Annotated in this window: 11 protein-coding genes; 5 read left to right on the top strand and 6 right to left on the bottom strand. The window is 70.3% G+C overall.

What is annotated here, in order from left to right:
• Nucleotides 1-71: 71 nt before the first annotated feature.
• Nucleotides 72-1493, bottom strand: a complete 1422-nt coding sequence (sufB, locus tag AB0959_RS02690) for a Fe-S cluster assembly protein SufB (protein ID WP_366824407.1) — start codon at nt 1491-1493, stop codon at nt 72-74.
• Nucleotides 1490-2224: a metalloregulator ArsR/SmtB family transcription factor gene (locus tag AB0959_RS02685; protein ID WP_366824406.1), complete on the bottom strand. Its 735-nt coding sequence runs from the start codon at nt 2222-2224 to the stop codon at nt 1490-1492. The genes sufB and AB0959_RS02685 overlap by 4 nt, the downstream gene beginning before the upstream one ends.
• A 173-nt stretch (nt 2225-2397) precedes the next feature.
• Between AB0959_RS02685 and AB0959_RS02680 the strand changes: the two genes are divergently transcribed.
• The 4 genes from AB0959_RS02680 to AB0959_RS02665 all read left to right on the top strand — a co-directional run bounded on the left by AB0959_RS02680 (nt 2398) and on the right by AB0959_RS02665 (nt 6071).
• Nucleotides 2398-3234, top strand: coding sequence for an AAC(3) family N-acetyltransferase (locus AB0959_RS02680; protein ID WP_366824405.1), 837 nt, complete (start codon nt 2398-2400; stop codon nt 3232-3234).
• Nucleotides 3235-3245: 11 nt separating this feature from the next.
• Nucleotides 3246-4169, top strand: a complete 924-nt coding sequence (locus AB0959_RS02675; protein WP_366824404.1) for an ABC transporter ATP-binding protein — start codon at nt 3246-3248, stop codon at nt 4167-4169.
• On the top strand, nt 4166-4969 hold the full coding sequence (locus tag AB0959_RS02670) for an ABC transporter permease (RefSeq protein WP_366824403.1): 804 nt from the start codon (nt 4166-4168) through the stop codon (nt 4967-4969). Before AB0959_RS02675 ends, AB0959_RS02670 begins: the two co-directional genes overlap by 4 nt.
• Before the next feature lie 94 nt (nt 4970-5063).
• Complete coding sequence (locus AB0959_RS02665; RefSeq protein WP_366824402.1) at nt 5064-6071, top strand: COX15/CtaA family protein; 1008 nt, start codon at nt 5064-5066, stop codon at nt 6069-6071.
• A 24-nt stretch (nt 6072-6095) separates the two neighbouring features.
• On the opposite strand, the gene AB0959_RS02660 is transcribed toward AB0959_RS02665, so the two are convergent.
• The 4 genes from AB0959_RS02660 to AB0959_RS02645 all read right to left on the bottom strand — a co-directional run bounded on the left by AB0959_RS02660 (nt 6096) and on the right by AB0959_RS02645 (nt 9874).
• A complete protein-coding gene (locus tag AB0959_RS02660) occupies nt 6096-6875 on the bottom strand; it encodes a nucleotidyltransferase domain-containing protein (protein ID WP_366824401.1) in 780 nt (259 codons plus the stop codon).
• Complete coding sequence (locus tag AB0959_RS02655) at nt 6872-7999, bottom strand: amidohydrolase family protein (protein WP_366824400.1); 1128 nt, start codon at nt 7997-7999, stop codon at nt 6872-6874. Before AB0959_RS02655 ends, AB0959_RS02660 begins: the two co-directional genes overlap by 4 nt.
• Nucleotides 8000-8413: 414 nt before the next feature.
• Nucleotides 8414-8770: a hypothetical protein gene (locus AB0959_RS02650; RefSeq protein ID WP_366824399.1), complete on the bottom strand. Its 357-nt coding sequence runs from the start codon at nt 8768-8770 to the stop codon at nt 8414-8416.
• Between the two features lie 96 nt (nt 8771-8866).
• Entirely contained in the window at nt 8867-9874 is a 1008-nt protein-coding gene (locus AB0959_RS02645) for a heme o synthase (protein WP_366824398.1), read from the bottom strand.
• A 448-nt stretch (nt 9875-10322) separates the two neighbouring features.
• Here AB0959_RS02645 and tkt point away from each other — a divergent pair, with 448 nt between their 5' ends.
• Entirely contained in the window at nt 10323-12410 is a 2088-nt protein-coding gene (tkt, locus tag AB0959_RS02640) for a transketolase (RefSeq protein WP_366824397.1), read from the top strand.
• The last annotated feature ends 10 nt before the right edge of the window (nt 12411-12420 follow it).

Raw genomic sequence — 12420 nt, 5'->3', positions numbered from 1 at the left:
GCTCTCTTCCTACGTGTTGCGATCCTCGGCCCGCCCAGGGGCGGGCCGTTGACTACGGGACGGGCGGCGGGTCAGCCGACCGCGCCCTCCATCTGCAGCTCGATCAGCCGGTTGAGCTCCAGCGCGTACTCCATCGGCAGTTCCTTGGCGATCGGCTCGACGAAGCCGCGCACGATCATGGCCATCGCCTCGTCCTCGCTCAGGCCCCGGCTCATCAGGTAGAAGAGCTGGTCCTCGGAGACCTTGGAGACGGTCGCCTCGTGGCCCATGGACACGTCGTCCTCGCGGACGTCCACGTAGGGGTAGGTGTCCGAGCGCGAGATGGTGTCGACGAGCAGAGCGTCACAGAGCACGTTGGACTTCGCACCCGGAGCGCCCTCGCCGATCTCGATGAGACCGCGGTACGACGTCCGGCCACCACCACGCGCCACCGACTTGGAGACGATGTTGGAGGAGGTGTTCGGGGCCATGTGGACCATCTTGGCGCCCGCGTCCTGGTGCTGGCCCTCGCCCGCGAAGGCGATGGAGAGGGTCTCGCCCTTGGCGTGCTCGCCCATCAGGTAGACGGCCGGGTACTTCATCGTCACCTTGGAGCCGATGTTGCCGTCGACCCACTCCATGGTCGCGCCCTCGTAGGCGACGGCGCGCTTGGTGACCAGGTTGTAGACGTTGTTCGACCAGTTCTGGATGGTCGTGTAGCGGCAGCGGGCGTTCTTCTTGACGATGATCTCGACGACCGCGCTGTGCAGGGAGTCGCTCTTGTAGATCGGCGCGGTGCAGCCCTCGACGTAGTGCACGTAGGCACCCTCGTCGACGATGATCAGGGTCCGCTCGAACTGGCCCATGTTCTCCGTGTTGATGCGGAAGTAGGCCTGGAGCGGGATCTCGACGTGCACGCCCTTCGGCACGTAGATGAAGGAGCCACCCGACCACACGGCGGAGTTCAGCGACGCGAACTTGTTGTCGCCGACGGGGATGACGGTCCCGAAGTACTCCTTGAAGAGCTCCGGGTGCTCCTTCAGGGCGGTGTCGGTGTCGAGGAAGATGACGCCCTGCTCCTCCAGGTCCTCGCGGATCTGGTGGTAGACGACCTCCGACTCGTACTGGGCGGCGACACCGGCGACGAGGCGCTGCTTCTCCGCCTCGGGGATGCCGAGCTTGTCGTACGTGTTCTTGATGTCCTCGGGCAGGTCCTCCCAGGACTCCGCCTGCTTCTCCGTGGAGCGCACGAAGTACTTGATGTTGTCGAAGTCGATGCCCGACAGGTCCGAGCCCCAGTTCGGCATGGGCTTCTTCTCGAAGAGCCTGAGGCCCTTCAGGCGCAGCTTGGTCATCCACTCCGGCTCCGACTTCTTGTCGGAGATGTCGCGGACGACATCCTCGTTCAGACCGCGCCTGGCGGAAGCTCCGGCGGTGTCGGAGTCGGCCCAGCCGTACTCGTACTTACCCAGGCCCTCGAGCTCGGGGTGGGCAGTCTCCGTGGGGAGAGTCATGCGGGGTTCCTCCCGGCCGTGCTTGCAGATGCGTTGTGGGAAATCTTGGGGATGAACGTCGTGCAGACGCCGTCGCCGTGGGCGATGGTCGCCAGTCGCTGGACGTGCGTTCCGAGCAGCTGGGAGAAGATCTCGGTCTCCGCCTCGCAGAGCTGCGGGAACTCTTCCGCGACGTGGGCGACAGGGCAGTGGTGCTGGCACAGCTGCTCACCGACCGGTGCGCTACGCGCCGTAGCAGCGTACCCGTCCGCGCTCAGGGCTTTGGCCAGGGCTTCGGTGCGCTCCTCGGGGGCTGCGGCCTCGATCGCCCTGCGGTACGCGGTGGCCTGCTCGGCGATCCTCGCGCGCGCGAAGGCGACGACCGCCTCGTCCCCGCCGAACCGCCCCTGTATCCAGCGCAGGGCGTCCGTGGCGAGCTTGTCGTAGGACTGGTCGAAGGCGTCCCGGCCGCAGTCGGTCAGGGCGAACACCTTGGCGGGCCGGCCGCGCGTGCGCGCGCCGTAGACCCGCTGCTCGCGGGCTTCCACGACATCGTCGGAGACCAGTGCGTCCAGGTGACGCCGTACGGCCGCCTGGGTGAGGCCCAGCCTCTCGGCGAGCGCTGCGACGGTCGAGGGGCCGTGGTCCAGGATGGACCGCGCGACGCGGTTGCGCGTGGAGCGCTCCCCGGTCGCGAGCTCCTCCTGGGGGGTCCCCTTGGGGGTTCCCCGAGCCTCGTCGACGTTTTTCACAACGCCATTGTTGCGTAATTCCTCGGAGCGGAGCAAGCCGCGTCCGGACCGCCCGACGGTGCCGTGCGTCACTTAGGTTTGCCTAAGCCGCTAGCCGAGCTGACCTGCGCGAACGATCCTTGATCGATCAATTGGGTGGTGTCACCACGGTTCTTGCGGGAAACTGCCGAACCATGCCGACACCGCCTCCCACCGGCCCACTCGTCACCCGTGACTCACTCGCCGAGGGGCTGCGCTCCCTCGGCGTCCAGCCCGGCGAGACCCTCCTCGTCCACTCCTCCCTCAGCGCGCTCGGCTGGGTCAACGGAGGCGCGGTCACCGTCGTCCTCGGGCTGCTCGACGCCCTGGGCCCGGACGGCACCCTCGTGGTCCCCACCCAGACCGGCGACCTCTCGGATCCGGCCCTGTGGAGCAACCCTCCGGTGCCCGAGGAGTGGTGGGCGGCCATCCGGGCGACCATGCCCGCGTACGACCCGCTCGTCACGCCCTCACGCGGGGTCGGCGTGATCCCGGAGACCGTACGGACCTGGCCGGGTGCCCACCGCAGCGCACACCCCCAGACGTCCTTCGCGGCGCTCGGGCCGCGCGCGGCGGCGCTCGTCGACGGACACGCGCCGGACTGCCGGCTGGGCGAGCGCAGTCCGCTGGCCCAGCTGGAGAGGACGGGCGCGCGGGTCCTGCTGCTGGGCGCGGGCTTCGACGCGTGCACCAGTTTCCACCTGGCCGAGTACCGGATACCGACACCGCTGGTCGAGGTCGGCCGTCCCGCGCCCGGGGGCGCCTGGGAGACCGTGCCGGAGGTCTCGATCACCTCGGACCGGTTCGACGAGCTGGGCCACGACTTCGAGCGGGACCGTCCCGTCGTACGCGGCCGGGTCGGAGCGGCGGACGCGCGGCTGTTCCCCGTGGCGGACGCGGTGGCCTACGCGGAGCGGTGGCTGCCGGTGCACCGCCCCCGTGAGGAGGGTCTCTTCGCCCCCGCCCGCCCCGCGCCCCGACGGCGTCCCTAGACTTGGCGCCCATGCAGAGTGAGCCCGTGGTCCAGGTCCGTTCCCTGGTGAAGCGGTACGGCCGGAAGACCGCGGTGGACGGCCTCGACCTGGTGGCGAGAGCGGGCGTCACCGCCGTACTGGGCCCCAACGGAGCGGGCAAGACGACCACCGTCGAGACCTGCGAGGGGTACCGGAAGCCGGACTCCGGGACGGTCCACGTGCTCGGCCTCGACCCCGTACGGCAGGCCCGTGACCTGCGCCCCCGCATCGGCGTCATGCTCCAGTCCGGCGGCGTCTACTCGGGCGCGCGGGCGGACGAGATGCTCCGCCACGTGGCGAAGCTCCACGCGCACCCCCTGGACGTGGACGCGCTCATCGAGCGGCTCGGCCTCGGCTCCTGCGGGCGCACCACGTACCGCCGCCTGTCCGGCGGCCAGCAGCAGCGCCTCGCGCTCGCCATGGCCGTGGTGGGCCGCCCCGAACTGGTCTTCCTCGACGAGCCGACGGCCGGCCTCGACCCGCAGGCCCGCCGGGCGACCTGGGACCTCGTGCGCGACCTGCGCGCCGACGGCGTCTCGGTCATCCTGACCACCCACTACATGGACGAGGCCGAGCAGCTCGCCGACGACGTCGCGATCATCGACGCCGGCCGCGTCATAGCCCAGGGCTCCCCCGAGGAGCTGTGCCGGGGCGGCGCCGAGAACACCCTGCGCTTCACCGGCCGGCCCGGCCTCGACGTGGGCTCCCTGCTGAAGGCGCTCCCGGTGGACTGCACCGCGGCGGAGCTGACGCCGGGCGCGTACCGCGTCGTCGGCAAGGTCAACCCCCAGCTGCTGGCGACGGTCACCTCCTGGTGCGCCCAGCACGGTGTGATGCCGGAGAAGATCTCGGTGGAGCGGCACACCCTCGAAGACGTCTTTCTGGAGCTGACCGGTAAGGAGCTGCGCGCATGAGCGTCGGTACGGGTACTACGGGTGCGCGGGCCGGCGCCGTCGGGACGTACGCGCCGAAGCCGGGAGCGGCCCCGCTGTCGCGGATGATCGGGGCGCAGGCGGCTCTGGAGACGAAGATGCTGCTCCGCAACGGAGAGCAGCTGCTCCTGACGGTCGTGATCCCGACGCTGCTGCTCACGCTGTTCAGCACCGTGGACATCGTCGACACCGGTTCCGGCGAGGCCGTCGACTTCCTCGCGCCCGGGATCCTGGCACTCGCCGTGATGTCGACGGCGTTCACCGGCCAGGCCATCGCGACGGGCTTCGAGCGCCGCTACGGCGTGCTGAAGCGGCTGGCCTCCTCACCGCTCCCCCGCTGGGGGCTGATGACCGCCAAAACGCTCTCCGTGCTGGTCACGGAGGTCCTCCAGGTGATCCTCCTCACGGCGATCGCCTTCGCGCTCGGCTGGTCCCCGCACGGCAACCCCCTCGCCGTGCTCCTGCTCCTGGTCCTCGGCACGGCCGCCTTCTCGGGGCTCGGCCTGCTGATGGCGGGCACGCTGAAGGCGGAGGCCACGCTGGCGGCCGCGAACCTGGTCTTCCTGCTGCTGCTCGTGGGCGGCGGCGTGATCGTGTCGATGGACAAGTTCCCGGAGGCGGCCCAGAACGTCCTCGGGCTGCTGCCGATCTCGGCCCTGTCCGACGGGCTGCGGGACGTGCTCCAGCACGGCGCGGGGATGCCGTGGGGCGACCTCGGGATCCTGGCCGTGTGGGCGGTGCTCGGGCTGGGCGCGGCGGCGCGCTTCTTCCGCTGGGAGTGAGCCCCCGGTTCCGTCGCGAGTGGGCCACGGACGGAAGCCCACGGGCGGAATGAGGACCACCCCTCGTGAAACCGTGCACAAGCGGCGGCCTACGATGGGGCGCGTGCCAAAAGTGACCCGCGCCGACGCCACCGCCCTCGTGCGCAACCCCGCAGTCTTCATCGCCGAACGCTGGACACCGACCCACAGGACGGTTCAGCGGGCGGCCCTCGCCGCACTCGTCATGTCGGTGGTCATCGTGGTCACCGGCGGCGCCGTGCGCCTCACGGGCTCCGGTCTCGGCTGCCCGACCTGGCCCAAGTGCACCGACAACTCGCTCACCGCGACCAGCGCGATGGGCGTGCACGGCGCCATCGAGTTCGGCAACCGCATGCTGACGTACGTGCTGTGCGCCGCGGTCGGCTGGGCGATCGTCGCCGCCCGCGCGCACAAGCCGTGGCGGCGGAGCCTGACGCGGCTGGGCTGGGCCCAGTTCTGGGTCGTCATGGGCAACGCGGTGCTCGGCGGCATCGTCGTCCTGGTCGGCCTCAACCCGTACACGGTCGCCGCGCACTTCCTGCTCACCTCGGCCCTCATCGCGGTCGCGACCGTCATGTGGCAGCGCACGCGGGAGAGCGACGCCCCGCCGCGCCCGCTGGTCGGCAAGGCCGTGCAGCAGCTCGTGTGGTTCCTGGTCGCCGCGACGGTCCTGCTGATCGCCGTCGGTACGGTCGTGACCGGCGCGGGCCCGCACGCGGGTGACTCCAGCGATGTGGAGCGCATGCCGGTGAACTGGGAGGACGTCACCAAGCTGCACGCCGTCCTCGCGTGGATCGTGGTGACCCTGACGTTCGCCCTGTGGTTCGTCCTCAAGGCGGTCGACTCCCCCAAGGCCCCGCTCCACCGCACCCGCGACCTGTTCCTCGTCCTGCTCGCACAGGGCGTCATCGGCTACGTCCAGTACTTCACCGACCTGCCCGAGGTGCTGGTGGGCGTCCACATGCTGGGCTCCTGCCTGGTGTGGATCGCCACACTGCGCGTGGTGCTGTCGCTGCGGGAGCGGCCTGAGGTCACCGTGGACGTGCCGGAGCCGTCGGCGGAAGCGGTTCCCACGCGCGCGTGAGTCACGCGTGGGGCCGCGCGCGGCTCACGTGCAGTCCCGTACGAGAGCGTCGATCGCCGGGCCGAGGTACGCCGTGGTCAGCTCGGCCCTGCGGGCCGTCCACTCCTCGCTCGGCGCGGTCCCCCGGCCGTCGTACCGGCGCCGCCTGACGTCCTCGACCACCTCGACGGGAGCGCCCAGGCCGGGCAGCAGGTCGAGGGCCTCCTTCTTGGTGATCAGCCGTCCGTCCCTGAGGGTGACCGAGGCGCGGGCGTACGTGACGAGTGCCAGGTCGACCCAGATGTCCTGCGTCCAGTTGCTCGCCCGGTCGACCTCCCGCCTCCAGAAGTCCCGTTGGTCGCGCACGACGAACTCGGTGAGTTCGTGGTCCAGTACCGGAGGCAGCAGGCCCTTGGGCGGCTCCCCGTGCAGGACGACGCCGAAGGTGTGCAGCTCACGCCGGGTCACCGGGGTGACGGGACGCTTGAACAGTTCCTCGTGGGCCCAGGTCAGGTGCCGCCGCTCCGCCCCTGCCGCTCTCCCGGGGGTCAGATAGGTGCAGTGCAGCTTGTCGACGAGTGGCTCGCCCCGCAGGCGGGCGTGCAGCCGCGCCACCCGCCAGACACGTCTCGCCGTGATCGGGTCGTCCAGGACCGCGATCAGGTCCAGGTCGCTGCGGCCCTCCTGGTAGTCGCCCCCGCCGAGCGAGCCGTGGGCCCACACGGCGACGGGGGCCAGGTCGCGCAGTTCGGCGAGGAAGCGGTCGAGGAGGCGGTCGGTCGCGTCGCTTCGGGCGCTCTGGATGGTTCCGGTGCTTCGGGTCATGGGTGCAGTCTGGGCAGGTTCTCCAGTCCGTACACCCGTTGCGCGTTGCCCGCCGCGATCAGTCCCGCCACCCGCTGTGCGTCCGCCGGCGACCAGGAGCCCTCGGCCACCCACGTCCCCAGCACCCTCGCCAGCGACTCCCGGAACAGCCGGGCGCCCACCACGTGCAGTTCGGGCAGGCCGTGGGCGCCGCTGGAGAAGAGGAGCTTGCCGAAGGGCGCCAGCTCCAGGACCTCTGCGAGGACGGCGGCCGCGCGTGCTCCCGTGCGGACGAGTTCGGCGCCCAGATCGGCGTACACGTGCGGGAAGACCGCGGCGAGGTGGGCCGTGTGGCGGTGGTAGGGGTAGCCGTGCAGCAGGACCAGGTCGGTGCCCAGGCCGGCGGTGGCGCGGGCGAAGCCGGTGAGGAGCACGGGGTCCGGGGTGTCGACGCGTGGACCGGGTTCGCCGAGGCCGGCGTGGAGCTGGAGAGGCAGGCCGGAGGCGACCGCGACCCAGAGCAGGTGGCGCAGCAGTACCGGGTCGGTGAGCGTGCCGCCGACCCTGCGGTCCTCCAGCCAGCGCCCGGCCGCGCCCCGCACCTCCCCCGGGCCGGGCGGCTCCGGCGCGAGCGCCAGACCGTGTCGTACGCCCGCCACGGAGGTGAAGGCGACCGCGTTGGCCGCGGCTCCGTGCACCGACTCGGCGAGGTTGGTGAGAAACGACTCGACCGTGCCGGAGGTGTCGGCCACCTGTTCGGCGAGGAGTTCGAGACGGATGATCTCGTGGGCCTCTGCCGCGCCCGTGGAGGCCATCTCGGTGGGGCCCGTCAGATCGCCGGGCAGGCCGGTGTCGACGAGGTACGTGGTGATGCCGCTGCCCCGCAGGAGCAGCCGCCCGGCCTCCAGGACGCCCAGTTCACGGCGTCGGGCCAGGTATCGGGCGGGCGGGCAGTGCGGTTCCAGACCGAGCAGGGGCGGGCACCAGCGGCGTACGGCGAAGCCGGTCTGTGTGTCGAAGAACGTGGTGCCGGGCGCGGGCGGGCCCTCGCTGCGCGCGAGGTGGGTCTCGAACGTGCCGAGACCCAGCTCCGTCCGCAGCACGCCGTGGCAGTACTGGTCCACCAGGGACGGCGTTTCGATCATCGGACTCCCCGCGAGTGGACCGTGTCTCCGACAGGTCCTAACGGGTCACCGTCTCGGCCGTGAACAGCTGAGCTCGCCGGCTCGGCCGTTCACACCTCGTCGCGCTCCCGACTGCCCCCTACGACAGGACGGTCACGGGTCGCATCCACCCTCCCGCAGAGAAGAGGGTGCGGGTGCGGTGACAGGCACCCACATCGGACAGCGTCCGATGACGACAGTCCGGTCGACGCCACGTACAACCGTGTCCCCGGCGTTCGCCGGTTCGTGCCTTCGAAGGACTCGCGGACTGACACTGCGACGCTACCCTCCGTCATGACACTCCCGCACCCGTTGTCGCCGTGATCAGCGACCGTCGGGACACATGTCCGTATCTGCCCGCACCGGGAGCATGCCGACACGCCGCCCACAAGGGGTTCAGCCGTTGCTCGGGCCGCCCAGCTGGATCCCCGCCATGCGGGTCCACTCGTACGGGCCCGTCCTGACCTTGGCCGCGAAGTCGCCGTCGAAGTCCTCGTGGACGGTGACTCCGGCCCTCTTGACGGCCTGCTCGGCGATGTCGTGGGTGGGGGCCACGAGGTCGCCCCAGCCGCCGTCCTCGCCCACCAGCACGATGCGGGCGCCGCGCTGGCCGATGTACGCGACCTGTGCCTCGGCCCCGCCGTGGGCCTTGGAGAAGGAGCCGATCTGCTTGGCGATCCGGGCGGCGGTGCGCTCGGCCTTGGTGGACTTCTTCGCGCCCTTGCCCTCGTCAACCTGCTGCGTTTCTGCCATGTCCAGATGCTACCCACGGGTAGATCAAACGGCGACGGGCGGGTCGCGTGGCCTTGACCACCTGACCCGCCCGAGCGGCGGCGAAACGAAGGGCGGCTAGCGGAGGAAGGGGTCCACCGCGATCGCCACGAACAGGATCGACACGTAGGTGATCGACCAGTGGAACAGCCGCATCTCCTTGAGCTTGGCGCCCGTCACCTCGGCCTTGGCGCGATTCATCAGACCGTGCGCCTCCCACAGCCACATCCCGCCGGCCAGCAGCGCGACCGCCGTGTAGAACCAGCCCGTGTAGCCGAGGGGGGTAAGGAGGAGCGAGACGGCGACCATCACCCAGCTGTAGATGACGATCTGCTTGGCGACCACCTTGTTGGAGGCGACGACCGGCAGCATCGGCACGCCCACGCGCGCGTAGTCCTCCTTGACCTTCATGGACAGCGGCCAGTAGTGCGGCGGCGTCCAGAAGAACATGACGAGGAACAGGATGATCGGCGCCCACGACATGGAGTTCGTGACGGCCGACCAGCCGATCAGCACCGGGAGGCAGCCGGCGATGCCGCCCCACACGATGTTCTGCGAGGTCCGGCGCTTCAGGATCATCGTGTACACGACGACGTAGAAGAGGAGCGCGCCGAGCGCCAGCCAGGCCGACAGCCAGTTGACGGTCAGGCCGAACAGGAGGGTCGAGACGACGGCGAGGGTGATGCCGAAGGCGAGGCACTCGCGCGGGCTGACCATGCCCGTGACCAGCGGCCGCTGCGAGGTGCGGTCCATGAGCGCGTCGATGTCACGGTCGATGTACATGTTCAGCGCGTTCGCGCCGCCCGCGGACAGGTAGCCGCCGACGCAGGTGAGCAGCACCAGCTTCAGGTCCGGCACGCCCTGTTCCGCCAGGAACATCACCGGCACCGTGGTGATCAGAAGCAGCTCGATGATCCGCGGCTTGGTCAGCGCCACGAACGCCTTGACGCGGGCCCCCAACGGCCGCTGACCCCGGCTGCTGCTCGTGCTCGCTGCGAGCTCCCCCACAGCCTTGAGGGCGTGGGCGGTGCCCCCACCCGCTGGACGGGATTCGACGGCCGTCACGTACACCCCTGACAGAGACATCCCAGCAAGCCTCGGTGGAACACCCGGTACCGGTGTGAACACCCGGTAAAGGCTCGCGCGTACTCACGGAACTGTATCCGCTGCCCGAACCGCGCCCTTCGTGGGGGTGGGGTCGTGTTGGCGGGCGGTGCGGGAAGGGAGTACCGGCGCTGTGTGAGGGGTGTGACGGCATTCGCGTAAAGAGCCGAAGGCCACTCGATTGAGCGCGGCGACGGCTTGGCGCGTATTCACGTGTCGACTGCGGAACCCACCGGTCTCAGCATGCGGAATCCGCCGGTCGGGAGGCGAGTCCCGGGTGGTCCCGGCAGTCTGGAATGACTCTGGGGTGACACCCGAATGACTCTGGAACGACTCGAAAAAACGCGCGTTCTTCCAGGGGTAGGCTCGACAGCGGCCGGTGCCGCCGAGAACACCGGCATGGACATGTGGAGAGGAGCCCTGACTCAGGGTGAGCACCAAGCCGACCACTACAGATCTCGCGTGGACCGAATTGGACGCGCGGGCCGTCGACACCGCCCGCGTCCTGGCAGCCGACGCCGTACAGAAGGTCGGCAACGGCCATCCGGGTACGGCGATGAGCCTCGCGCCCGCCGCGTACACCCTCTTCCAGAAGGTGATGCGCCACGACCCCTCCGACCCCGACTGGACCGGCCGTGACCGGTTCGTGCTGTCCGCGGGCCACTCGTCACTGACCCTCTACACCCAGCTGTACCTGGGCGGTTTCGGCCTGGAGCTGGACGACCTGAAGGCCTTCCGCACCTGGGGCTCGAAGACGCCTGGGCACCCGGAGTACGGGCACACCAGGGGCGTCGAGACGACGACCGGCCCGCTCGGCCAGGGCGTCGCCAACGCGGTGGGCATGGCGATGGCCGCCCGCTACGAGCGCGGTCTGTTCGACCCGGACGCGGCGCCGGGCGAGTCCCCCTTCGACCACCACGTCTTCGCGATCGCCGGTGACGGCTGCCTGCAGGAGGGCATCTCCGGCGAGGCGTCCTCGCTGGCCGGTCACCAGAAGCTCGGCAACCTGGTCCTGCTGTGGGACGACAACCACATCTCGATCGAGGGCGACACCGAGACGGCCGTCTCCGAGGACGTCGTCGCGCGGTACGCGGCGTACGGCTGGCACGTGCAGCGCGTGGAGCCCAAGGAGAACGGCGACCTCGACGTGGCCGCCCTGTACGAGGCGATCCAGAAGGCCAAGGCGGTCACCGACAAGCCGTCCTTCATCGCGATGCGCTCGATCATCGCCTGGCCCGCCCCGAACGCGCAGAACACCGAGGCCGCGCACGGCTCGGCGCTGGGCGAGGAGGAGGTCGCGGGCACCAAGCGCGTCCTCGGCTTCGACCCGGAGCAGCACTTCGAGGTGGCGGACGAGGTCCTCGCCCACGCCCGCGAGTTGGGCGAGCGCGGCCGTGAGGCCCGTGCCCAGTGGGAGAAGCAGCTCCAGGAGTGGCGCACCAACAACCCCGAGCGCGCCGCCGAGTTCGACCGGATCTGTGCCGGCCGGCTGCCCGAGGGCTGGGAGTCGCACCTGCCCGTCTTCGAGGCCGGCAAGGGTGTCGCCACGCGTGCCGCGTCCGGCAAGGTGCTGCAGGCGCTCGGCGCGGTCGTCCCCGAGCTGTGGGGCGGCTCGGCCGACCTGGCGGGCTCCAACAACACCACCATCGACAAGACGAGTTCGTTCCTCCCGGCGGACAACCCGCTGCCGGAGGCGAACCCCTACGGCCGCACGATCCACTTCGGCATCCGCGAGCACTCCATGGCCGCGGAGATGAACGGCATCGCGCTGCACGGCAACACCCGTATCTACGGCGGCACGTTCCTCGTGTTCTCCGACTACATGCGCAACGCCGTGCGTCTGTCGGCCCTGATGCACCTGCCGGTGACGTACGTGTGGACGCACGACTCCATCGGCCTGGGTGAGGACGGTCCGACCCACCAGCCGATCGAGCACCTCGCCTCGCTGCGCGCGATCCCGGGCCTGAACGTCGTCCGCCCGGCCGACGCCAACGAGACCACCATCGCCTGGCGCGAGATCCTGGGGCGCTACACCAAGGAGTTCGGCAAGGGCGCTCCGCACGGTCTGGCGCTGACCCGTCAGGGCGTGCCGACGTACGAGCCCAACGAGGACGCGGCGAAGGGCGGTTACGTTCTCTTCGAGGCCGAGGGCGGCGAGGCGCAGGTCGTCCTCATCGCGACCGGCTCCGAGGTGCACGTGGCCGTGGAGGCGCGTGAGCGGCTCCAGGCGCAGGGCGTGCCGACGCGGGTGGTGTCCATGCCGTCCGTGGAGTGGTTCGAGGAGCAGGACCAGGGGTACCGGGACAGCGTGCTGCCGCCGGCCGTCAAGGCACGTGTCGCGGTCGAGGCCGGGATCGGGCTGACCTGGCACAAGTACGTCGGGGACGCGGGTCGCATCGTTTCGCTGGAGCACTTCGGTGCTTCGGCCGACGGCAAGGTCCTCTTCCGGGAATTCGGCTTCACTGCCGAGAACGTTGCCGCCGCCGCTCAGGAATCGATCGCGGCCGCCCAGCGCTGACGCTCATATA

This window comes from Streptomyces sp. NPDC046862 (genome assembly GCF_040704615.1).
GTDB lineage: Bacteria > Actinomycetota > Actinomycetes > Streptomycetales > Streptomycetaceae > Streptomyces.
This window is presented reverse-complemented; position numbering and strand designations above follow the sequence as displayed.